Genomic DNA, 22,652 nt, shown 5'->3' with positions numbered 1-22,652 from the left:
AAAATGAAGTCTATTTTATACGCCACTGATTATTCAGAAAGCTCTATTGCTGCATTAAAATATGCCCATCAGATGAGTGTAGGCCTAAACGCAAAATTATGGGTGATTCACGTGTTTGAAAGTCCATCAGCTATGCAAACCAGAGCCAGAATTCCGTTCCCAAATCGTGAACAAGATACATATGAGAAACACAATGAGAAACTTGAGGCCTTTTGCAAGGAGCATCTCGGCGGTAATTTAGAAACGAACAACATATCGGTTGAAGCCATTATGGATAAGTCGGCGGTTGATGGTATTATTTCTAAGGCCGAGGAACTTCAGTCCCTATTGATTATCACCGGAATGAATAGTACAAGTACATTACGACGTTTGATTATGGGCAGTACGGCAAGAGGGTTGGTTGAAAAAGCACCTTATCCTGTATTGACCATTCCAGAAGACAGCACTTACACTCCAATAAAAACTATTGTGTACGCTTCAGATTTTCAACAAGAAGATCTTGACGCCCTTTGTAAATTGGCAACAATTGCCAAGCCTCTTGAAGCGAAAATCAAAGTTGTGCATATTTGTCCTTCGGAAAAAACGGTATTTGACGTAGAGCAAACAGAAAGGAAAGAGAAAATTGATAAACATGTAAAATATGACAATGTAGCATTGGAGATTTTATATTCGGATGATATTTTCAATGAATTAAAAACATACTATAAAAAAACCAATGCCGACATCATTGGAATGCTTGAGCGTGAAAACACAAGCCTAGCAGCGGATCTGTTTTACCGAAATCTCTTGAAAAAAATGAAATCCTACGGAAAAATTCCTATAATGAGTTTTAACGCCAAAAATTATGGCAAATTTCATCTTTAACCCAATTACCGCTTATGCCAATTTAATTTTATGATATCATACAGAAAACGAGGTTGTCTTTTCGTTTTATGACGCTGCGATTATTTTGTATCTGTCGCGGCGGATGGAAAATATGAACAACCCGCCCGACCCGTATGGGCGGCATTTTTTGTTATCGTTAGTGTTTAAGCAAAAATCAAAAATAGCTGGTCTCAGATCACTTTTCCTTCAGTGCCTCAAACCCTGCAATAACATCAAAAAGCTCTTCATCAATAGTACTTTGTCTCAGACGGTTGTAACCGCGTTTTAAATCTTCCAACATCTCATCAATATTTTTTTCGGCACGTTCCATGGCCTCCAATCTACTGGCGTTCTCGGCGGCCAAAGATTCTGCACTGGCTTTATACAACGAAACAAAGAGGTATTCTCTGATTAGCGTACGCAAGGTGTTTTCAATGTCTCCAATTACTTGCGGTACATTTTGCGATGGCCATTCCATATTGGCTATCTCCGCCTCCCACTTTTTATCAGGCGGAAATAATTGTTGACTTTCTGGTCGGTAATTGGCGCCTTCCGTTGGCGTATTGTGAAAAATATAAAAGCTGTAAAACTGATCTTTCTGTCGATAGGCTTCACTTTTAATTAAAATTTGGTTGACCAAAGGCGTGATTGCGGTGACCGAATTTGGAACCGCAAAACGTTTTGTAGGGGAGAATTTTCCATCCAAAAGCAAGGCGTACACTCTTTCGCCAACGACCCAGACTTCCGTTTGTCCAGGAAGCTCTTTTATGAGATCTTGCGCATAGGAACTTATGGTATCGTTGAAGCGTCCAACCAGTCCCTGGTCTGATCCAAAGATAATGGCCACAGATTTGGCATTTTTATTGTCGTGATGATCCGCAATCAACGAAATCCTTTCCTTTTTAAAACAGGCGTGGATTCCAAGGGATATGGTGCGATAATAAGCCTGTAAAGAGTCTACTGACATTTCATATTGGGTGATATTGGAAGTGGCCATAGCTTTCATCGTTCTAACCACCGATCCCATGTCGCCCGCACTTTTTTGTCGTCTTTGTAAGTTGATTAATGTATCACTCATGAGCCTCGCGTTCAGGGATACTTGCAATGGCATCCTTTGCCAGTGCGACGATAGCAGCTTCCTCTGCCTCCTCCAATGGTTCTGAGGCAAAAATGCGTCTCAATACCTCATCAGGTAGTTGGGCCGATTTCCTTTTGATCAGATTTTCTGCCATTGTAATTTTATCAAGTGGAACATCATCAAAAACCCCATGAATAAGGGCCATCAAAACCAAGAGTTGCTCTGGCACTGAAACGGGTTCCATTTCAGGTTGTTTAAAAATCATCCGAATTCGCTTTCCTCGCTCAATCATTTTTTGGGTATCGGCATCCAAACGGGTTCCAAAACGTGAGAAGGTTTCCAATTCCTCAGATTGGGCGTAGGCAAGTTTCAAATTCCCAGCAATTTTCCGATAGGCTCTTAACTGTGCCTTACCGCCAACCCGAGACACTGATTTTCCGATATCTACGGCCGGAAGCAAACCCAATTCGAATAATTTTGGCGATAAATAAATCTGTCCATCGGTAATTGAAATGATGTTTGTGGGGATATATGCCGAGATATCCTGCGCTTGTGTTTCAATAATGGGCAATGCCGTTAAAGAACCACCACCATTGGCTTCATTGAGATGGGTTGACCGTTCCAGAAGTCGGGAATGGATGTAAAAGATATCGCCGGGAAAAGCTTCCCTTCCTGGCGGTCGACGCAATAAAAGTGAAAGTTCACGGTATGCCCGCGCATGCTTCGTAAGATCGTCATAAACGATTAAAACATCGCGCCCTTGTTCCATAAAGTACTCAGCAATGCTTGTGGCTGCATAGGGCGTTAAATATTGAAGCCCAGGTGAACTGTTGCCTTCCGAAAATACAACCACGGTATACGCCATGGCGCCTTTCTCTTGCAGTTCAGAAATTACTGTGGCCACCGCTGCGGTACGTTGTCCGATGGCGCAGTACACACACAGTACATTTTTATCGTGTTGGTTGAGAATGGTATCAACGGCAATAGAGGTTTTTCCTGTTTGCCGATCGCCAAGGATCAATTCGCGTTGGCCCCGCCCAATGGGAATGATGGCATCAATAACCTTAATTCCGGTTTGCAAAGGCTCATTTACCGCCTCGCGACTCATAATTGGCGGTGCAGGTCGTTCAATTGGGTATCGGTATTGGGATGAAATGGGTCCTTTATCGTCCATCGGATTTCCGAGCGAATCAATAACCCTCCCAATAAGATCCTCACCCACAGGCACATCCGCAACCCGATGGGTTCTTAAAACAGGATCACCAGCTTGGAGTTGATCGTTCCTGCCCAAAAGCACCACGCCTATTTCATCTTCATCAAGATTAAAAGCCATGCCGTATAAATTATTAGGAAACTCCAATAATTCTTCAAAGCCTGTTCCCGGCAATCCCGTTACAGTAGCAATGCCTGCAGAAACATTCTTTACAATACCCTTTTCACTAAATTGAATTGCAGGATCATAATTTTGCTTACTGTCGCTTATCTCCAGAAAGGTATCCTCTAATATTTGGTCTAAATCAGTTGATCGCATTTTCCTTGTCCTTTGTGATGATACTTTCTTTTTTTAAGGCTTCGAGATAGGAATCAATTGTCCATGATAATTGATAAGTTGCCGTCTCTATCTTAATGCCACTCACCAATTCCGGTTCCAATTCGTATTGAAAATCATTTTGTTTTTCGGTGATTTTTTCCAGCGCTTTTTCGAGTTGCTGTTTCGAATTATCCGTTAGATCAAATACACTTGAAATAGTAATGAGACCATCGCTATTCTTGAGTGCTTCAATAAATTTTGTTTTAGCTGCCCCATCTAAATTCCTTATTTTGTGAATAAATACAGTAACCACTTGTTGCTCAAGACTGACATCCGCGAGATCTGAAAGCGTTTTTTTTGCGATTTGAAAAACGGCATCCTTAGTTTTTATTTTGAACCGATTGGTTATATCCTGTTCTTGTTGTTTTAAAGATTCCTCAAATTTAGAACGCAGTACCGTAGATTCCTGTCTCACTTCTTCGAAAAGACGTTGCTTTTCAGCATCAACCTGTTCGTGCACAGCATTCATTATTGCGACACGTTCTTTATCAAAATACTCATTCTTTTGACGGAACAGATCTTGATCTTTTTTGGCCTCTGCTTTTTTTGTTGCGGCTTCCTTTAATTGTAAGGCAATCTTCTTTTCTCTTGCATCAATAGCCTCTAATACCGGCTTATATAAAAACCGTTTTAACAGCCAAACCAAGATTAGAAAATTGACTATTTGCGCTATGACTGTAAACCAGTTGATTTCCATAAGCTAATTATGCTATAAAATGATTCCAAAACGGATTTGCAAAAATGAGAATCATCGAAAGCACAAAACAATAAATAGCTGTCGATTCAATCATTGCCAGACCCACAAATAAGGTTCTGGTAATTGTTGGTGCAGCATCGGGCTGTTGCGCAATAGATTCCAATGCTTTTGAAACTGCTCTTCCTTCTCCTAATGCAGGCATCATACTGCCAATTCCTGTTGTAATTCCAGCGGTGATTATTGATGCCACTGCGATGATTGTTACGTTATCCATGTTATTATATTTTAAATTTTTCAGTTGTCTGTTTTCCGTTTTCCGTTGTCCGTTGTCCGTTGTCCGTTGTTTGGGAATGCTTAGGTAACGTTGGCTTTTTATTGACAATTTCATAACCGAAAACTGTCAAACTCGCCTCCATTTTCTTATCCGTTATTCCACCGTCTATCCACTACCCTCTATCTCCTCTTCATCCTGTGTAGCTGCCGCTATATATACTGTTGCCAATATTGCAAAAATATAAGCCTGTATCATTCCCGTCAACAAACCTAATGCACTCATGATCATCGGAAAGAAAAACGGCACTATAGAAATCAAAACCGTAGCAATCAAGCCGCCGCTCATGATGTTTCCAAATAGTCTGACCGCCAGTGCCAGTGTTCGTGAAATCTCGCTTATAATATTAAAAGGAAGCATTATAAAATTTGGTTGTAAATAAGACCGTAGATATCCCTTGAGTCCACCGTCGGCAATTCCAAAAACGGGAACCGCAATAAAAACCGAAATTGCCAATGCTGCTGTAGTAGAGAGAGAACCGGTTGGTGCCTCATACCAAGGCACGATGGTCAACAAATTGGAGACAGCAATAAAAAGAAACAAGGTGCCGATAAAACCAATGTATTTATCAGGTTTTTTCAGTCCTACTTCTTTTATTTGATCTCGGATCATAATAACCAGCATCTCCAAGACATTCTGCCATCTTGAGGTTTTAATTTCTGATTTTAAATTTCGGGTAACCAGCCATGCACCAAGCGCGAGCAGAAACATCAATACCCAGGTGGTAACTATAGTAAGGTTTAAACTAATAAATCCATACTCCCAAAACACCAATTGATCAGGACTAATTCTCATCGTTTACTTTTTTTTATGAACACCGGATCTGTTTGTTTAATTTTTTTCGTGACGTTTGTAACCACAATTCTCGCTATTAAAAACCCAACAAGACAGGCCAACATTTTCTGCCAACTATCGCCTCCCACAAAATAAAATCCAACTAAGATAATGGCCATTCTTAGTATCAAACTAGCAAAAAATATCAGGGTTGGCTTTTTTGAACCCAAACCTTTGTTCACGGTGAGCCAAAGCCCTCCAAAAAATATTGCACCCAATAAAATCCCTGCCAAGACCGCAGGAAGTAGGTTTAAGATATCATTTAGTTCCATCTTTGTTTTTTTTATGAATTTGCCTGTTTTCTTTTTGAATCCAATTCCACGCAATCAAACATCCTAACATCAATCCTGCTACCAAAAGGCTGAGGGTCCAGGAGAAATCTTCCTTGAAGTTTTTATCGAGCCAAATCCCCAGCGCGGCGCCCATTATCGTAGGAACTGCAATGGACCAACCGATCATTCCAAATAAACCCAATCCGGACCATACGCTTTTTGTTTCGCGTTGCGCCTGCAATTTCCGTTCTTCCTTGTCGCCGACCACTTTCTCAAAAGAACTGTTTTTATTTGGTTGTTCTTCTTTCACAATTATTTTCTCAAATTTTGGAAGTTACGTAAAAAACCAGTTTCCAACTTCGCCATCACGTTGCGAGCGTTTACTTCCAGTTCATCCAATTCAATCATCTCTTTTTCAACCCTAGCTCTTAATTTGCCTAAAGGCGCATTGCCAATGGCATGGCGCACAGATATCGACACCTGCGATCCTGCTTTAATTAATATGCCGTCATTTACCGCAATATACTTTTCATCTTCACCTTCTATTTCATACACTAAAATCCCCGTTACCAAGGCCGCTGTGCAGTCCAGCCTGCGCGGTAAAATACCATAAGATCCATCCGTTGTTTCCACCACAATGCGTCTCACGTTTTTTATATCAGCAAAAACGCCAGAGGGAAGTAAAATTTTAAGTTGCATTAAAGTCGTTTTCATCGGTCTATACGTTAACTGCTGTTTTCTTTTTTACCTCATCGATAGTCCCAATCATATAAAAATCACTTTCAGGATAATCATTAAATTCGTCATTCAGAATTCTTTCACAACCGTCCAAGGCATCTTTCAAACTCACATTCTTCCCTTTGTATTGGGTGAATTGTTCTGTAGTAAAAAATGGTTGTGTCAGAAAACGCTCAAGCCTACGGGAACGGTTGACCGTTTTTTGATCGTTTAACGAAAGTTGCTCCAAACCCAACATGGCTATAATATCTTTAAGCTCTTCATACTCTGCCAAGGTCTGTCTTATTTTTTGTGCTATGTTATAATGCCGTTCCCCAATGATATGAGGTGTTGCCATTTTAGAACCTGACTGCAATAAATCAATGGCGGGGTACATTCCCTCACTCGCTCTTTTACGGGACAAGGTTATGTTTGCCGATAAATGTGAAAATGTATGCACAGCTGCTGGATCTGTCAAATCATCTGCGGGGACATAGACCGCCTGGATGGACGTAATAGCCCCAGTTTTTGAATTTGCAATCCGTTCTTCCAACTGCGAAAGTTCGGTACTCATAGTAGGCTGATAACCAAGTCTGCTGGGCATTTGCCCTAATAATCCCGACACCTCCATCCCTGCTTGAATAAATCGGAATACATTATCAATCAATAATAGTACATCTTTATGTTGGTCATCCCTAAAATATTCCGCCATGGTCAAAGCCGCATGGCCCACTCTAAAGCGGGCTCCTGGCAATTCGTTCATTTGGCCGAAAATCATGATCATATCCTCTAAAACGCCAGCCTCTTTCATCTCCTGATACAGCTCAAGCCCTTCTCGGCTTCGTTCACCGATCCCGCAAAACATACTAACGCCCTGATGGTTTTTAACCATATTGTGTATGAGTTCAGTCAATAGTACTGTTTTTCCAACACCGGCACCACCAAATAAGCCTGCTTTTCCTCCACGCTCCATGGGTAACAAAACATCAATGGCCTTAATACCCGTTTCAAAAACTTGCGAAGTAGTAGAACGCTCTGTCAAGGGTGGCGGTTGATTATGGATGCTGCGCCGTTCCATATGAGGCGGTAAATCGAAATGATCAAGTGTATTTCCAAAAACATCAAACATGTGGCCCAATGTTTCTGGGCCAACAGGTACTTTCAAAGGTGCATAGGTGGAAATAGCTGTCATGCCTCTTTCCAAGCCTTGGGTAGGGGTCAGTGCAATGCATCGGATATGTTGATTGTCAAGTTGCATGTGCACTTCAAGAATCATCTCCAATTCCTTTCCGGTTTTTACAACCATATTAATGGAAGGCAGGTTTTTCTCAAATTTTATATCCACTACGCTACCGCGAACGGCAATGACTTGCCCAATATTTTTACTTTGAGATGTACTAACGTTGTGCATTAGAGTTAATTTATTAGACCGCTGGGAATAAGGTTTCACCTTTATTGATCACCTTCACAATCGGTTATAAAAGAGACGTTTATATTTTCTGATATTAGGTAAAGATAGGCTTCTTTAAATCTAAAAGAAATGATTTTTATCATATCACATTCCAATTCAATTACTAAACTTAAACTGCCACTAAATCACAAGTTAATGTTGATACGATAACCGAATTGACGATTGTATAAAATATTAGGAGACTTTGTGAATATTAAAGCATTCTACAAATACTCTTCTAAGAACCTAAACACTTGTTTTTTTAGTTGGGCGTAAATTTCTCTTTGGTTTTCCATTCGCTTTCTTAAGTTGACATGGTTTTTGACTAATGCCGTTTCATTTTTGAGTATATCTGCATCACTTTGAGCCATTAGAAAAACTTCTTGCTGTTCAAGATCTTCAAGTAAATCTTCAATAACCTCACCATGAAAAACAAATTGTCTTCGATAATCGTCAATTTGATCAAGTATTTCTTTTTCTCCCCAACGGGTGATGAACTCACTCAATTTTATGGTAAACATTTCTAACTCTTCTTTCCAATACGCAATTTCACCCTTCCATTGCTGCTGCTCAAACTCCCTGTTGGAATTATATAAAACTGGTTTTTCCACTTTGATTTTTATTTAAAATTACGTTTTATAGCTTCAATTTCAGCACTGATTCTTTTGATAGATCAATGCTTCATTTAGCTAATTGTAATATTAATATCTACTTCGTTCTCCCAATATATCTGATATAACTAAGGTTTGAAATGATCCAGGTCAACTCCATTTTCAAAATGGATCTTTTTCTCCCGTATCATTTCATCTGTAGTTTATAATTTCCAATTAACGAATCTCTATTTAATTTAAGCTTGAAAGATCACCCTAGATAAACCCTAATTTAACCTAAGACCTTATTGAAAATTAAACAGGTATTATTTGTATAAATGAAGCAGAATGATTAATTTTTAAAGAATATTGCTGGTTGTTATTATCATTAAACTGACCCAGATCATTTGAGGTAGGTCATTTTTAAGGTATCTTAGAGAATACATGATAAGAAGTAGATCAGCTTCTGATAATTGTTAAATTTTAAAACCAAAAGAATATGCCGTTAATAACTAAAGAAGAAATAGAGGAACTACACAATGTCAACCAAGATCATTGTGTTTCAATTTTTATACCGACTCATAGAGCAGGTAAAAAAGTCTTACAGGAAGAAGACACCTTATTCTTAAAAAACCAACTAAAAGAGGCCAAGGACAAGCTGTCGAAAAAAGGTCTAAATGCAGATGAGATCAATAAATTATCACAACCCATACAAGAACTGATTGATAATAGCTCATTCTGGCGCGAACAATCTGATGGTCTGGCAATTTTTTCGGCCGATGGATTTTTCAGAAATTATACGCTGCCGGTTCATTTTAAAGAATATAGCCATATCTCAAATACATTCTATTTAAAACCATTAATGCCCATGTTTGTAGGCGATGGTAATTTTTATTTACTAACGTTAGATCGGGATAATGTTAAATTATACGAATGTGAAAGACACAGTTTTACTGAAATTGAGATTGAAGATCTGATACCAGAAACCAAACAAGACCGTGTAGGTTTTGATTACGAAGAAAAAAACCTGCAATTTAGGTCAGGAGCTACAGGGTCTGGACAACCGATGTATCACGGTCAGGAAGCCGCAACTGGTCAAAGGAAGAATGAAATAAAAAAGTACTTTCGAGCCATTAATGATGGTCTTGCGACTATCTTCCGAGAAGAGACCATGCCGTTGTTAGTTGCAGCACAAAGCCCACTTTTTGATATCTATAAGGAGGTTAACACCTACACAAATCTGATGGAAGAAAATCTAATTGTCGATTTCAGTAGTTCAGACATCTTTGATATCCATGAAATGGCTTGGGAAAGAATGGCTCCAGTATTTGACCAAGAACGAAAGGATCATATTGAAAAGTTCTTGAGTGAACAAGGTAAGGGCACCACATCAATAGGTATTGGAAAAATATTACCAGCCGCCATTAATGGGCAAGTTGAAGCGCTATTTTGTGAAAACAAAGAAGATATTTTTGGAACCTACAAAGAAGAAAATGATGTTGTATCGGTTACGGAAGGTGAAGATAAAGACAATAACATTTCATTAATGAATATGGCAGCCATAAAAACCTTCTTAAAAGGTGGTAAGGTTTATTTGTTGGAAAAGGATGAGATGCCTAATCCAAACTCGAGGGTAAATGCCTTGTATAGGTATTAGTACTGAAAATCGTCATTTATAGGAATCAAATTTTCCGATTGTTGACGCTACATCTAAATTTATTGAATTACAGGGCTGTTTTTTATAATAGCCCTGTTTTTATGGCGATATGGGATATTAAAATTTAATAGGAGCTGCTAAGTTTTTAAGCAAAGCAATCACACTATAGGCAGCCAAAGAGCTCGATTTTGGATTATCCTCAGACGGAGTTGTCTCAATAATAACTTGAATGTTTACGGTCTCTCCCATCAGTTTAATTTTATGCTTATTGCTTTTATACCCAGGAATACTTTTTATAGAAACTTTGGTGTTTTCAACTCCCGTTGTTGCCAACGCAGTGGCCACCGCCACATTTACATTTTTAGGAAAATGCGCAATGGCTTTCATTGCAGAACCACTGAAAATATCTTCAATATTTTCTTCAGAAAGCATTCTACCTTCCAAAAATGGTGCGCCATTTAATGATTCTGGAGATTTTTCGGTAGTAATATTTACTTCTGCATCGTCCATGGCCATTGCTGCTCTTAAAACATCAAAACCACCAACTGCGCCTGATGGCACATGCACGCAACTCTTATTTTCTAAAACCGTCCTTTCTACCTGTTTATAAAACACTTTGTCAGCAAGAGCACCCACGGATAACGGAATAAGATTTATGCCATTTGCTAAGATTTTAACGCCAATTTCTTTGAATACATCCGGAGAGGCAGCTTCAATGATATAATCTGGTTGATCTTCAATTATTTCATCTAAGGTTTTATAAGCCTTCCCACCTATTTCATCGGATAATTTTATTGCATTTTCCAAGTTGCCACTAAGGACACCTAAAATTTCAAAGTCCTTATTTAAATCCTTGGCAACGACCTTTCCTATAATGCTACCTAATGATCCACTGCCGATGATGGCTAATTTATATGTTTTCACTTTAATATGTATTCTTTACTAGTTATACCTAAAATATTAAGAACTTAAAAACTAAAATAACTCCAGGACTTACGTCCAGAATTAATACTCCGCATAAAGGACAATCATAATTAAGCCATGATAAACAGTAATAAAAAAGCGACGCTTATGGTCTTAATTTTACATCTCAATTTTCAATCCCCATTGCCGCATAATAAGCAGCGCCCATCAATGGTGTTTTATCATTCAACACTATTTTTACCGGAATGGTTTTTAATAAAGTCTCCATACGACCGACCTCAATAAACGTTTTATAAAACGCTTTTTTATCGACAAGGCTGAGGATTTTAGGCACGATTCCACCACCGATATAAATGCCACCCGTAGATTTGTTCTTTAGAGCGAGTTGTGCCGATTCGATACTAAGATATTTAATGAATAATTGCAGTGTTTTGACGCAAATAGGGTCGCTTTTTTCTTTAGCAGCAGTAGAAATCACCACAGCGGGGTCTCCTTCCAGAAATTGTTTGGTAAGCCATTCCGGTTCCTTTTCACCTTCATATTTTCTCAAAAATTGATAAATATTATAAATCCCTTGTCCCGAAACAACCCTTTCCCAACTGACATGACCAAATTTAGCATTTAAAAACTTCCACAGCTCGATATCAACAAGATCTCTGGGACTAAAACTACAATGCCCACCTTCACTGGCATAAGGATGGTAATATACACCGTCCCAATACATTCCTGCTTCACCAAGCCCTGTGCCGGGTGAGATAATTGAAGCATTGCCTTTGTTTATCTTACCTTCAGTAACAATTTCAAAATCAGTTTCTTCAAGTCCCGCAAGTCCGTAAGCATTGGCATGAAGATCGTTTATGAGCATGATGCGTTTAATATTCAATTCGGATTCTAATTTTTTTGCATCAATCTCCCAAGCAAAGTTGACACCTCTCACCTTGTCGCCATCCACTACCCCAGCAACACCCAAACAGGCGCAATCGATAATGAAGGTTTCATCACCTCGAAATTTTAAAATAGACTCAACAAAAGATGCATGATCCTTGGTTGCATAGCGTTGCTTTTTGATAGAAATCAATTTTCCTTTTTCAATTTTGAAAAGTGCAAGATCCGTTTTCGATCCACCGACATCAGCTGCTAAAACAATTCCTGAGCTTGGTAGGTTTTTCTTTTTGGAAGGATAGGCCATAGAAAGTTTGGCATCCGTAATATCGGGTAAGGAAATTGATTTAAATTTTTCCATAAGAGATGAAATTTGAATTGAGACTGTAAAATACTCTTATTATTAGAATTCACAAATTTACCCTGTAATTACTTGGGTTTTAAGACTTATGAAATCCTGAACAAACTCATTACCATATAGTTAACTTAATAATTCTATAAAAGTTATTGATAATTTTCTAAAATAATTAAGAATTATTAATTATATTTATGATGTATTTTTTGAACCCCTATATTAAAACATATAGGTTTCTCCTATTTCGGACACTGATGATCACTCTACTGTTAGAATGTACACTGTTCTGATTTCATCCCCATAAAGCGAGCCGAGGGAATTATAATAGCAATTTTTAATCTTTATAAAATTTTAAGACTGAGCATTGAATAATGCTACATTCTATTCGTGTATGTGCTTTTTAAGCATAGGAATAAAAAGAGTTGCCCTAAATAAAAGTTTAAATATTTTGACAGTATCATAAAAAACAAAGGTAAATGGCGTTTCAAAAGAAAGTATCCAAAATAGAAAGATGCAGTGGCCTTTCAGATAAAGAATTTTATAATAAATATGTAAAAAAATCAGTCCCAGTAGTGGTAACTGACAAAGCAACTTGGGCATCTTCAGAAAAATTTACACCAAAATTCTTTAAAGCCAATTATGGCCATTTAAAGAGAACTATAGACGGTAAAACCTATACTTTATCAGAAATAATTGATTTATGTATGGCCTCAACACCTGAAAATAAGGCGCCCTATCCAAATATCTTTGATCTCAATCAAGATTTCCCAGAATTCGTAGACGAGATTCCGTTAATCGTTTATGGCAAATCCAATAGGTTATTTAGTCCTTTGTTACTGAATACTTTCGCAAAACGTACGAATCAACGACAATTATTTTTTGGCGGAAAAGGTTGTTCCTTTCCCACTTTACATATCGATTATCTTGGGGTACATACCCAATTGACGCAAATAATTGGAGAGAAAGATTTTATCCTATACTCACCCGACCAAACCCCTTACTTTTATCCAGATAAAATACTCCGCAACCAAAGCCCAGTGAATATTATGGATCCTGATTATGATAAATTCCCATTATTTAAAAATGCTGAACCTCTTAAAACCACTTTAAAACCAAAAGAAACTCTTTTTATACCCTCTGGATGGTGGCATACAACCTATATTCATAACTTTAATCTCACCTATGCTATTGATCATGTCAACTCATTTAATTGGAATACTTTTATGGATGAAATTTATTTGTCTGCAAAACAAAAACATCCAAAACTCGCTTGGATTGTTAAAGGATACAAAGTGGTTTTAGGAAAAACATTTGATGTCAAAGAAGCTTTGTTAAACTAAGGTTCAATACCAAGTTAACAATGTATTGACGCATTCAAGCTTGATTATTGTTTGTTCTATTTACTTGTTCATAACCTCCATAGTTAAGGCCATGCAAATGAATCACAGTGTCATGGAATAAAGAAGCAGCATAGCTTTCTGTGCGACATTACAAAATCATAAACCACGGGATAGGACCAGGAGGTATGAAAAAGGAATTGTTTTTTCGACCGAGGCAGGCCTCTGGGTATTAAAACCCACTAGTGGGAATAAAATTGGTATTAGTCAACTCCATTCTTTCTCTCCAAAGCAGAATATATCAAATAAATTCTTTTTGATCGTTTCCATTCCAAGTTTTCGGAAACTTATCGCTATCATTTTTCCGAAGCTGTTTTTATAGCATCATAAAGAACCTGCTGGATCTGCGTTCGGGTGTTTAGCTGGTATAAACGATGATTATCACGGGTGGGCGACACCCTATTGGAAAGGAAAATGTACAATAAATCGGCCTCTGGATCCATCCAAACCATTGTCCCGGTAAAACCGGTGTGACCAAAGCTTAACTCGCTAGCATCAGGCGCTGTGTTGTTTACAATGCTATTCTTATTAGGACGTCGTTTATCAAAACCTAAGGCACGCTTATTGTCTGAATCTGGAAATTGGGTTTTCGAAAAATTTCTTAGAGTTTCCTCTTCAATATATCTTTTACCTCCATATTCTCCCATATTGAGATACATCTGCATCAATTTGGCAAGATCATTGGCATTAGCAAATAATCCGGCGTGGCCCGAAACCCCGCCAAGCATGATTGCTGTTTCGTCATGAACAGTTCCATGGATTGGGAGATGACGGAAATAATAATCATTTTCGGTCGGTACAATTTCTTCTAATGGAAACTTATTCAATGGTTTGTAAGTAATTGTATTCCCACCCAAAGGTTGATAAAAATTGTTTTGCAAATAAGTATCAAAATCCAGGTCGACCATACTTTCTACAACGCGAGGTGCTAAAATGAAAAAGAAGTCGGAATAGACATAAGCTTTCTTCTCCAACAAAGGCGACTTTCTTATTTTTTTAGCGATTTTATCTGAGTAGTTACGATGCAGAAACATATTATCCGAAATTTTTGTTGGATATCGCGCAGAAGAATCTTTTTTCACGGTCCACCATTTATAACTACCGTTTTTTCTGTACATCTCTTTATAAAATGGAATCCATGCCCGGAAACGCGCTTGATGGGTTAAAATATCTCGAAAAGAAATGTCTGCTTTATTACTGTTCTTGAATTTTGGCAGATAATCGGCTAAGGTACCGTCCAAATCAAACTTTCCTTCATCATATAATTTCATTAAGGCCGCCATGGCAGAGGAAATTTTGGTTACCGACGCCAAATCGTACAAATCGTCCTTTTTCACTTTTATAGTGTCGTTATAGCTTTGAAGTCCGTAAGCCTTATAAAACACCACCTTCTGATCTTTAGCCACCAAAACCTGGCCGCCAGGAATGGCTTTCATTTGCATGGCCTGATGCATTAAAGAATCAATGCCATTAACTAATACTTTAGAGTCCATGCCAGCGGCTTCGGGAAGCGTGTAACTTAAGCGTAGACCACCTTTAATTTGTAAGCCATCACCGGCTTGAAATTTTCCACCAATGCTCACAGGTAATTTTCCGCTGGCGCCAATGCCACCAAAAATAAGCTGTGCTGTAAGCTCTTGTGTGTTTTTACTATCTTGGTAGGCGACAATTAACCCGGGAGCTTTTTCAATATGTTCTAGTTTATTTAGAACATAAGGATTTTTAAAAAAAGTGATAACCGTATTTTTCTTTTCGGACAATTCATTGACAAATTCTTCCACCGAAGTTGACAGTTCTAAACGATTCCGTGGAAACCTGCTTGTGTCATGAATGCCAGTAATGATATAATCAAAATCTTCGAGATTTTTCTTCAATTCTAAAACTTGTGCTTGGGTGGCCTTTAACGGTAATTGAAAATCATTCACCTTAGTGTATAGTTTTAGACTTTTCTGAAAAGGCGTTTCATTGTCAGAACCAATGGAAATAGATGCAAACTTCACCCGATCCAATTCATGAAAAGGAAGCATATTATTTTTGTTATTGAGCACCGTAAGAGATGCCGCAACTAATTTTCGGTTGAGCAGATTGGCTTCTGGCGTATTTAGGTCGGTTAAAATTTGTTCTGTGGCCATTGGTATATAATTATCCAGGCCCACCCATTGTTTTATGGCCAATACCCTTCTGACCCGACGGTCAATTTCTTCTTGGCTAATCAATCCTTGTTGAATGGCTTTTTTAATTTCTGAAATGGCTCTTGGTACATTTTCGGTAAACTCCAAAAGATCATTTCCAGCTAATATAGCGTCCTTATCCACAATTCCTGGCGAATAGGTTTTGGTGATGGCTTTCATATTCATGGCATCAGTCACTATCAAACCTTCAAAACCCATCTTATTCTTTAGCAAATCGGTAATAATAGGTTTGGATAGTGTGGATGGAATGCCGGTGGAATCGAGTGCCGGAATATTCAAGTGTGCAACCATTATACCGCCAATCCCTGCATCAATTAATTTTCTAAATGGAAATAATTCAAGGGTATCCAATCGCTCTAAGGAATGGTTGATTTGAGGCAAGTCAAAATGCGAGTCGGTATCCGTATCGCCGTGGCCTGGAAAATGTTTGGCCGTAGTCATGACATTATTATCCTGCATGCCTTTCATATAAGCCACAGATTTATCAGTCACATTGAACTTATCTTCACCAAAAGATCGGAAATTGATGACAGGATTATTTGGATTGTTATTCACATCCACCACAGGAGCAAAATTGACATGCAGGCCGGTGCGTTTTATCTGCCGTGCAACCTCAACGCCCATGTCATATAAAAGCGTATTGTCCGCTATGGCACCCAAAGCCATCTGAAACGGATAATTTATTGTGTTATCCAATCGCATTCCCAAACCCCATTCGGCATCAATGGCACCCAATAACGGAACTTTGGAAGCTTCTTGATAATCATTCATGAGCTTGACCTGAGACTCCGGATCGCCCTGAAAGAAAATAAGTCCGCCAATCTTCTGTTCATTTATCAGCTTTAAAATTTCCTGTTTATGCTCTTCGGTCCGATTGGAATAGGCGGCCACCATGATGAGTTGAGCAATGCGCTCATCGGGAGAAAGCTTTTTCATTATGGAATCTACCCAGGCGCTGTTTTCATATTTCAAAAATGGTGGTTTTTCAATAGAATTTTGTTGGGCCATGAGTGTTTTTACAGAAAATAGAAGTCCCAACATAAGGACTATGGACGCTGTTCTTTTTGTCATTTTGGGTGAATTTTTTAATTTATTGGTTAGAATATCAAAGTTAAATGGTTAAACCTAATATCCTGTCAATCTGAAATAAATTTCAATATAAACTTTTCTTTTGATAACATCCCGATAACATATCATCCCATTAGATCACAGCTCTAATTACCATCAGAAATTTTAGCATAATGGTCAAGAATTAGCGGTATTGAGATTATCAGATTTACATTTTTGATTTAATTTTATAAAAATATCCGACCATGTACTACAGAAAGAAATGCGGCAAAGGTTTTACCTATCAGGATAAAAATGGTAAAACCATTAAAGACGAAGCTATTCGTAATTGGATAAAATCGCTCGTTATTCCACCAGCGTGGACTGATGTAGAAATTGATGAAAATAAAAAAGCAGATCTTTTGGTGACAGGACGGGATGATAAAGATCGAAAACAATATATTTATCATCCGAAGTATATTGAAAGACAGAACTCGAAAAAATTTGATCGGATTATTGAATTTGCGGATCAGTTGGAACACATGCGACGCGTTACAGGTCAACATTTACGAAAACGAAAGTTAGACCGTGATAAAGTGATGGCTACGATGCTCAGATTATTGGAATCGGCATTTTTTAGACCTGGAAGTGATACATACTCTAAGGAAAATGACACCTACGGACTCACCACATTGCGACACAAGCACTTAACAATCAATGGAGACGAAATAATATTTGAATATAAAGGGAAGTCAGGCCAAGAGCAAGAAAAACATATTATTGATAAAAAACTGGCCAAAATAGTTCAAGAGATTGATGATATGCGAGGCTATGAGGTTTTTAAATATCTTGATGAAGACAATCGTATTATCGATGTAAAAAGTGATGATCTGAATTCCTATATCCACGAAGTGATGGGTGACGATTTCTCAGCAAAAGATTTTAGGACTTGGGCAGGCACTATGATTGCTGCCATTGCCTTGGATGAACTGGGTGTGGTGGATAAAGAAGATCAAAAATCGTTGGATAAAAACATTAAGGAGGCGGTTAACCGTGTCTCCGAGCGCTTGGGGAACACACCATCAGTTGCTCGTAGCTCCTACATAGATCCAAGAATTATTGAAGTTTACACTGAAGGACGCACATTAAAGTATTTTGAGAAGGAAATAAATAAACTACTCAAAAAAGCCGAAAATTTATCCAAAGAAGAAGTTGGCGTTTTGTGTATGTTGCGTAGTCGTTTAAAGAAAAAATAACACCTTTAACTCTGTTATTAGATGTATTGATATACAATTGAAAACGCAACTAACGCGGTGTATACTGAAGTCTTAACTTGATAAATAATCAGTAGTTTATTAAGGCCGGTAACACAGAGTTTCCTCAATCCTACTTTTGCTCGTTTCTCTTAGCTTCCTTCCGTTCTTGCCTTGCTTTTTTCTTAAAATAACCACGGAAAAAGAAGTTATGCTGCAAGGCCTCCATATTTTCATTTAATTTTTCCGATGCTTCTTTTATCTGGATCATCGTAGAATCTATTTCCTGAACAAAAGTTTCATCTTGGGTAAGATGGTTTAGCGCCCCTTTCCCGGATTTTATATCTTGGATATAGGTATCCAAATTTTTGGTAATGGTGTTGACATCCTCGCTAGAAGCTTCTAAATTGGCAAACACTTTTCTGATTTGATTGGCAGCAGCGGTATCGCTCAAAATAACGGCAGCAGCACTTTCGTCATAGTTGATTTTGGAAATGACCTGATTGATCTTTGCCATAGCCAAACCAGTGCCTTCGGAAGTTTTTCGGAGTTCTATAAGTGTTTGTTGTATATTCTGTGCCATGATCGTGTCGTTGATCAACACTCCCAAAGCACCATCACCCAATAAGATTTGATTCGTAATTCTTGAAAGGTTTTCACTGGTAGCACTTAATGTTACCAGCATATCATCCATACCGACTTTACTGGCCGCCTTGATATAATCCCCCGTAACTACGTTTGCTCCATGCTGTTGATCTCCAGGACTGATATTCACAACCATGCTTCCTACCAAGCCATCTGAACTGATGGATGCCACTGCATCTTTTTTAATAAAGTATGCCGCCTTTTCCTCCACGGTCATCTCAATAGTAATTTTACCGACTTCCGTCATTTCGATTTTGGTCACCGTCCCGACGTTGATACCCGAATACCTCACATTATTACCTAATATAAGACCATTTACATTATCAAAGACTGAGTATAAATAGATGTTCTTGGTAAAGATATGTTGTCGTGATCCTATAAAGTATAGGGCACCCACGAGGATAATTGTGCCTACGACCACGAAGATTCCGACTCTTACTTTTTGTGAATTTGATTTTGCCATAAAACTTAATTTTTAAAAAATGCTCTGGTCTGTGGGTCTTTCGAATTTGAAAGTTCTTCAAAGGTACCCTCAGCATAATTGATACCATCAACCAGCAAGATCATCCGATTTGATATGACGCGCGCGCAATCCACGTCGTGTGTAATTATCAATGACGAGGTGTTATACTCCTTTTGAATGCTCCGCATGAGCTGAATGATTTCATTTGCCGTAATTGGGTCCAGTCCTGTAGTGGGTTCATCATACATAATGATTTTTGGTTTTAAAATCAATGCTCTCGCCAAGGCGACCCTTCGTTGCATACCGCCCGATAACTCTGCTGGCATCCTGTCAATGGCGTCCAAAAGTCCAACACTTTTGAGCGCTTCATGAACCGACGCTTCAGTCCCCTGAAAATTTTTGATCTTATCCTTATGACGCCGCAATGGAAACTCCAGATTCTCTCTGACGGTCATTGAATCGTATAAGGCGCTTCCTTGGAAAAGATAGCCGATTTCGGTGCGTAAAAAATCCAATTCCTTTTGGCCCATTGTGATGATATCCTGATCCTTGATTCTAATACTGCCGCTATCGGGCTGGATCAATCCCACAATACACTTGACCATTACCGATTTTCCAGAACCCGATTTCCCCATGATGACGAGGTTTTCCCCTTCATGTAGTGTCAGACTGAATCCCTTGAGCACGTGGTTATCTCCAAAACTCTTTTTTATGTCTTTCAGTTCTAAAACGGGTTTTTTATGTTTTTCGGAATTCATTTATAGCGTATAAAATATATCAGTTACAAAAACGGCGATGAAGTCAATGATAAAAAGCAACATGGACGTGTATACTACTGCGGAATTTGAAGCCTCTCCCACACCAACGGTCCCTTTGGCGCAATTATAGCCTTTATAGGTTCCTACAAGACCAATGGCAAATCCAAAGAAAAAGGTTTTGACCGTTGCCGGAAAAACGTCACTAAACTTCAAAGCGTCAAAAACTTGATTAAAATAAAGCGTATAAGAAACGCCTCCTTTCAGATTTTCTATAATTGCAGACCCCACGAGGGCAACTGCATCGCCCAAAATTACCAATAACGGCAACATAAGCGTGACCGCAAGAATTCGGGTCACCACCAAATATTTAAACGGATTAGTACCTGACACCTCCATGGCATCAATTTGTTCAGTAACGCGCATAGAACCAATCTCTGCTCCTATGCCCGATCCGATCTTACCAGCACAGATCAATGCAATTATTACCGGACCAATCTCTCTCACAATGGATAAGCTGATCATGGAAGGCATCCAAGATTCTGCACCAAACTGGGTCAACGTAGGTCGAGATTGCAGCGTAAAGACCAAACCTAATATAAATCCTGTGACAATCACCAAAAACAACGACCGGTTCCCCATATTATAGCATTGTCTAAGTAGTTCTCTAAACTCAAAAGGTCTACTGAACAATTCCCTAAAAAAACGACCGGCAAAATAAGTCATGTCACCTATTTCAGCGAAAAACGTTTTGGAACGGTTTAAAAAGGAACTTGATTTTGACATTTAAAGATGGTGAAGGTCAAATATATAACACATATTTTCTTAAAAACATGATTTGCATCAGTATTGGGTAATATCAAGTCACCCTATCGAGGTTATTGACCATTTACAATATAATTAAGAAAGTCGTCTACAAATAACTTTATAGACGACTTCTTAATAAACCAATAGTGATTTGCAGACTCTTATTTTGTAAGACTAAATGTTATCCCAACACCCAATCCAAGGCCTTTTAAATTCTTCTTTTTAATGGTTTCAACCTGATCAGCTCCGTTGATTTGGCCAAAGGTATAAGTGCCATCGTCGTTTCTTGGTTTTCCTGGATTGAGGCTCATTTGCTCGGTTTTTAACGTGCCCATTAAATAATTTCCTTCTGCCCATATTCCTATTCTGGAAGTTATGGTATAAGTGGCTCTCAATCTCGGAATCCAGAAAAAATTAGTGCTTTTCGTTTCATTTTGATTGAAAATCATTACAGGTATCCGAGCATCACCTTCCTGAAATTCTTGAACCATTGAAAATTCACTTTGCTTGAATGATGCCAACCCTCCTTGGACAATGGCGCTTACAGCTACATTTTTTCCAAGACCAAGGTTAATCTGAGGCCCAACTCCAAACATTAACAAGGATTGTTTTTTAGATTGCTCATTATTGCCTCTAATGGCAGATGGCATTTCAGCAACTTCATAGCCGTTAGCTTGATGGCGGAAATCAGCCTTGTTAGATGCCATATAATCACCTGACACATAGATTCCGTAAGAAATGGGATGCTTAGCGGTTATTGGAACATAAGCTCCTAATTGGGCACCATACATTTGATTAACGTACGTATCACTCCCAACATCATCTCCCATCGGATTATAAACCCCTCCGGTAACTAACGAAATTTTTTCATGAAATACAGTCTCGCCAATTCCTCCGTTTGGATTACCCACACCATCATCTTGATCTTCATCATCAAACCAATCATGTTCCGCTCCAGATGCATCTACCCAACTGGTAGGCGTTCCGTCAGGTTCGTTTGGACCAACACCACCACCGCTTCCGCTATTGTAGCATCCACTAAGACATTTCTGTGGAACTCTTTCAGCTCCAACAAAAAATCTCAAATCGTTATAAGTTTTAACCAATAACCAGATATCTGCACTATCAAGGTGGCTTCCACTTGTAATAGTGACCGATCCTGTCCACTCAGAATGATTACTCCCCATGAAAACTTTATAGATAGTGCCATTTGCCGGAATAAGTCGATATCCGTTTCTATCACAATAGTTTTTCAGTGGATCAATAGTTCCTACATTTTCCACAGACAAGTAACCATTGGCACCATTATAGGTCACAGCATCGGCATTTGGTTGGGGAAGGCCTGAAAAATTAGGAAGCGCTGCTATTTGTGATGCTGTTGCGTAAAATTGTTTTGTAACACCAACGACGTCAATATATCGCTTTGCACTTACACCTGTGCTAGTAGGCTTATCACTATAGAGGATTATATTATAGCCTTCTACCGGACAACGTTCTTCTCTAACAACATCTCTAGTAGGTTCTTGGGCCAACTTATCTTTAGACTCTGTCTCTGTTGAACCTTGGTTTTTCGTGTTCATTTTTTCTTGTCCATAAATATGAAAAGAAAATAGGCAAACTAAAATAAATAATAGATTTCTCATTTGTATTCGTGTTTATATTAAAAATTATACTAATCACACAACTAATTTGTGCTTTCAGGTTGATATACACGATACGACAAATTTGTTACCCACTATTTTGAATAAAATTTATTTTAAATGAGATACCTGCTAAAATACAGGTTGCTTTTTAACATTTATTTAGCACGACCTCAAGGATGTATGGTAAGTAAATAAGCATTTTCAACTA

General features: G+C 38.4%; 21 protein-coding genes. 4 read left to right on the top strand and 17 right to left on the bottom strand.

Annotated elements, in window-relative coordinates:
* The first annotated feature begins 3 nt into the window (after positions 1-3).
* Complete coding sequence (locus H3Z82_RS01535) at positions 4-864, top strand: universal stress protein (protein WP_182202114.1); 861 nt, start codon at positions 4-6, stop codon at positions 862-864.
* A 196-nt stretch (positions 865-1,060) separates the two neighbouring features.
* Here the strand turns inward: H3Z82_RS01535 and H3Z82_RS01530 are convergent, their stop codons facing one another.
* From H3Z82_RS01530 to H3Z82_RS01485, 10 genes are all read right to left on the bottom strand, one after another.
* Complete coding sequence (locus H3Z82_RS01530) at positions 1,061-1,942, bottom strand: F0F1 ATP synthase subunit gamma (RefSeq protein WP_182202113.1); 882 nt, start codon at positions 1,940-1,942, stop codon at positions 1,061-1,063.
* Positions 1,935-3,473: an alternate F1F0 ATPase, F1 subunit alpha gene (locus tag H3Z82_RS01525; RefSeq protein WP_182202112.1), complete on the bottom strand. Its 1,539-nt coding sequence runs from the start codon at positions 3,471-3,473 to the stop codon at positions 1,935-1,937. The genes H3Z82_RS01530 and H3Z82_RS01525 overlap by 8 nt, the downstream gene beginning before the upstream one ends.
* On the bottom strand, positions 3,460-4,230 hold the full coding sequence (locus tag H3Z82_RS01520) for a F0F1 ATP synthase subunit delta (RefSeq protein WP_182202111.1): 771 nt from the start codon (positions 4,228-4,230) through the stop codon (positions 3,460-3,462). The genes H3Z82_RS01525 and H3Z82_RS01520 overlap by 14 nt, the downstream gene beginning before the upstream one ends.
* Positions 4,231-4,237: 7 nt before the next feature.
* Positions 4,238-4,504, bottom strand: coding sequence for a F0F1 ATP synthase subunit C (locus H3Z82_RS01515; RefSeq protein WP_182202110.1), 267 nt, complete (start codon positions 4,502-4,504; stop codon positions 4,238-4,240).
* A gap of 165 nt (positions 4,505-4,669) precedes the next feature.
* The gene (locus H3Z82_RS01510) at positions 4,670-5,356 is read right to left on the bottom strand and encodes a F0F1 ATP synthase subunit A (protein ID WP_182202109.1); all 687 of its coding nucleotides are present in this window, start codon (positions 5,354-5,356) and stop codon (positions 4,670-4,672) included.
* Complete coding sequence (locus H3Z82_RS01505; protein WP_182202108.1) at positions 5,353-5,667, bottom strand: ATP synthase subunit I; 315 nt, start codon at positions 5,665-5,667, stop codon at positions 5,353-5,355. Before H3Z82_RS01505 ends, H3Z82_RS01510 begins: the two co-directional genes overlap by 4 nt.
* Positions 5,654-5,977 carry an AtpZ/AtpI family protein gene (locus tag H3Z82_RS01500; protein ID WP_317172402.1) on the bottom strand — a complete coding sequence of 108 codons (324 nt, stop codon included), beginning with the start codon at positions 5,975-5,977 and terminating at the stop codon, positions 5,654-5,656. The genes H3Z82_RS01505 and H3Z82_RS01500 overlap by 14 nt, the downstream gene beginning before the upstream one ends.
* A 2-nt stretch (positions 5,978-5,979) precedes the next feature.
* Positions 5,980-6,366, bottom strand: a complete 387-nt coding sequence (locus H3Z82_RS01495) for a F0F1 ATP synthase subunit epsilon (RefSeq protein WP_220459108.1) — start codon at positions 6,364-6,366, stop codon at positions 5,980-5,982.
* A gap of 19 nt (positions 6,367-6,385) precedes the next feature.
* Entirely contained in the window at positions 6,386-7,795 is a 1,410-nt protein-coding gene (gene atpD, locus H3Z82_RS01490) for a F0F1 ATP synthase subunit beta (protein WP_182202106.1), read from the bottom strand.
* Between the two features lie 263 nt (positions 7,796-8,058).
* Positions 8,059-8,445 carry a hypothetical protein gene (locus tag H3Z82_RS01485; protein ID WP_182202105.1) on the bottom strand — a complete coding sequence of 129 codons (387 nt, stop codon included), beginning with the start codon at positions 8,443-8,445 and terminating at the stop codon, positions 8,059-8,061.
* A 478-nt stretch (positions 8,446-8,923) separates the two neighbouring features.
* On the opposite strand from H3Z82_RS01485, the gene H3Z82_RS01480 reads away from it, so the two are divergent.
* The gene (locus H3Z82_RS01480; RefSeq protein ID WP_182202104.1) at positions 8,924-10,081 is read left to right on the top strand and encodes a baeRF7 domain-containing protein; all 1,158 of its coding nucleotides are present in this window, start codon (positions 8,924-8,926) and stop codon (positions 10,079-10,081) included.
* Positions 10,082-10,198: 117 nt separating this feature from the next.
* Here H3Z82_RS01480 and H3Z82_RS19755 read toward each other — a convergent pair whose 3' ends face one another.
* Both H3Z82_RS19755 and glk read right to left on the bottom strand, forming a co-directional pair.
* Positions 10,199-11,005, bottom strand: coding sequence for an aspartate dehydrogenase domain-containing protein (locus H3Z82_RS19755; protein WP_182202103.1), 807 nt, complete (start codon positions 11,003-11,005; stop codon positions 10,199-10,201).
* A gap of 166 nt (positions 11,006-11,171) precedes the next feature.
* Positions 11,172-12,248 carry a glucokinase gene (gene glk, locus H3Z82_RS01470; RefSeq protein ID WP_182202102.1) on the bottom strand — a complete coding sequence of 359 codons (1,077 nt, stop codon included), beginning with the start codon at positions 12,246-12,248 and terminating at the stop codon, positions 11,172-11,174.
* Positions 12,249-12,718: 470 nt separating this feature from the next.
* Between glk and H3Z82_RS01465 the strand changes: the two genes are divergently transcribed.
* Positions 12,719-13,582 (top strand): cupin-like domain-containing protein, encoded by an 864-nt coding sequence (locus H3Z82_RS01465; RefSeq protein ID WP_182202101.1) that lies wholly within the window; start codon positions 12,719-12,721, stop codon positions 13,580-13,582.
* A gap of 353 nt (positions 13,583-13,935) precedes the next feature.
* Here H3Z82_RS01465 and H3Z82_RS01460 read toward each other — a convergent pair whose 3' ends face one another.
* Positions 13,936-16,902: a glycoside hydrolase family 3 N-terminal domain-containing protein gene (locus H3Z82_RS01460; RefSeq protein WP_235982218.1), complete on the bottom strand. Its 2,967-nt coding sequence runs from the start codon at positions 16,900-16,902 to the stop codon at positions 13,936-13,938.
* A gap of 242 nt (positions 16,903-17,144) precedes the next feature.
* On the opposite strand from H3Z82_RS01460, the gene H3Z82_RS01455 reads away from it, so the two are divergent.
* Entirely contained in the window at positions 17,145-18,134 is a 990-nt protein-coding gene (locus H3Z82_RS01455) for a DNA topoisomerase IB (protein ID WP_182202100.1), read from the top strand.
* A 130-nt stretch (positions 18,135-18,264) separates the two neighbouring features.
* On the opposite strand, the gene H3Z82_RS01450 is transcribed toward H3Z82_RS01455, so the two are convergent.
* From H3Z82_RS01450 to H3Z82_RS01435, 4 genes are all read right to left on the bottom strand, one after another.
* Positions 18,265-19,239 carry an MlaD family protein gene (locus H3Z82_RS01450; protein WP_182202099.1) on the bottom strand — a complete coding sequence of 325 codons (975 nt, stop codon included), beginning with the start codon at positions 19,237-19,239 and terminating at the stop codon, positions 18,265-18,267.
* 5 nt (positions 19,240-19,244) lie between these two features.
* Positions 19,245-19,997: an ABC transporter ATP-binding protein gene (locus H3Z82_RS01445; protein ID WP_182202098.1), complete on the bottom strand. Its 753-nt coding sequence runs from the start codon at positions 19,995-19,997 to the stop codon at positions 19,245-19,247.
* Complete coding sequence (locus H3Z82_RS01440) at positions 19,998-20,780, bottom strand: MlaE family ABC transporter permease (RefSeq protein WP_182202097.1); 783 nt, start codon at positions 20,778-20,780, stop codon at positions 19,998-20,000. It lies immediately after the preceding gene.
* Positions 20,781-20,962: 182 nt separating this feature from the next.
* A complete protein-coding gene (locus tag H3Z82_RS01435) occupies positions 20,963-22,381 on the bottom strand; it encodes a hypothetical protein (protein ID WP_182202096.1) in 1,419 nt (472 codons plus the stop codon).
* Positions 22,382-22,652 lie beyond the last annotated feature (271 nt).

The organism is Gelidibacter maritimus, assembly GCF_014062315.1.
Lineage (GTDB): Bacteria > Bacteroidota > Bacteroidia > Flavobacteriales > Flavobacteriaceae > Gelidibacter > Gelidibacter maritimus.
Note: the sequence above shows the minus strand (reverse complement) of the source record. Positions and strands in the feature narration are given on the sequence as shown.

What these genes read in the sequence shown, in the direction of transcription:
- H3Z82_RS01445 (WP_182202098.1), bottom strand. Translation starts at nt 19,997, where the DNA reads ATGAATTCCGAAAAACATAAAAAACCCGTTTTAGAACTGAAAGACATA.
- H3Z82_RS01460 (WP_235982218.1), bottom strand. Translation starts at nt 16,902, where the DNA reads ATGACAAAAAGAACAGCGTCCATAGTCCTTATGTTGGGACTTCTATTT.
- H3Z82_RS01530 (WP_182202113.1), bottom strand. Translation starts at nt 1,942, where the DNA reads ATGAGTGATACATTAATCAACTTACAAAGACGACAAAAAAGTGCGGGC.
- atpD (WP_182202106.1), bottom strand. Translation starts at nt 7,795, where the DNA reads ATGCACAACGTTAGTACATCTCAAAGTAAAAATATTGGGCAAGTCATT.
- H3Z82_RS01435 (WP_182202096.1), bottom strand. Translation starts at nt 22,381, where the DNA reads ATGAACACGAAAAACCAAGGTTCAACAGAGACAGAGTCTAAAGATAAG.
- H3Z82_RS01520 (WP_182202111.1), bottom strand. Translation starts at nt 4,230, where the DNA reads ATGGAAATCAACTGGTTTACAGTCATAGCGCAAATAGTCAATTTTCTA.
- H3Z82_RS01440 (WP_182202097.1), bottom strand. Translation starts at nt 20,780, where the DNA reads ATGTCAAAATCAAGTTCCTTTTTAAACCGTTCCAAAACGTTTTTCGCT.
- H3Z82_RS01515 (WP_182202110.1), bottom strand. Translation starts at nt 4,504, where the DNA reads ATGGATAACGTAACAATCATCGCAGTGGCATCAATAATCACCGCTGGA.
- glk (WP_182202102.1), bottom strand. Translation starts at nt 12,248, where the DNA reads ATGGAAAAATTTAAATCAATTTCCTTACCCGATATTACGGATGCCAAA.
- H3Z82_RS01505 (WP_182202108.1), bottom strand. Translation starts at nt 5,667, where the DNA reads ATGGAACTAAATGATATCTTAAACCTACTTCCTGCGGTCTTGGCAGGG.
- H3Z82_RS01450 (WP_182202099.1), bottom strand. Translation starts at nt 19,239, where the DNA reads ATGGCAAAATCAAATTCACAAAAAGTAAGAGTCGGAATCTTCGTGGTC.
- H3Z82_RS01455 (WP_182202100.1), top strand. Translation starts at nt 17,145, where the DNA reads ATGTACTACAGAAAGAAATGCGGCAAAGGTTTTACCTATCAGGATAAA.
- H3Z82_RS01535 (WP_182202114.1), top strand. Translation starts at nt 4, where the DNA reads ATGAAGTCTATTTTATACGCCACTGATTATTCAGAAAGCTCTATTGCT.
- H3Z82_RS01495 (WP_220459108.1), bottom strand. Translation starts at nt 6,366, where the DNA reads ATGCAACTTAAAATTTTACTTCCCTCTGGCGTTTTTGCTGATATAAAA.
- H3Z82_RS01510 (WP_182202109.1), bottom strand. Translation starts at nt 5,356, where the DNA reads ATGAGAATTAGTCCTGATCAATTGGTGTTTTGGGAGTATGGATTTATT.
- H3Z82_RS01465 (WP_182202101.1), top strand. Translation starts at nt 12,719, where the DNA reads ATGGCGTTTCAAAAGAAAGTATCCAAAATAGAAAGATGCAGTGGCCTT.
- H3Z82_RS01480 (WP_182202104.1), top strand. Translation starts at nt 8,924, where the DNA reads ATGCCGTTAATAACTAAAGAAGAAATAGAGGAACTACACAATGTCAAC.
- H3Z82_RS01525 (WP_182202112.1), bottom strand. Translation starts at nt 3,473, where the DNA reads ATGCGATCAACTGATTTAGACCAAATATTAGAGGATACCTTTCTGGAG.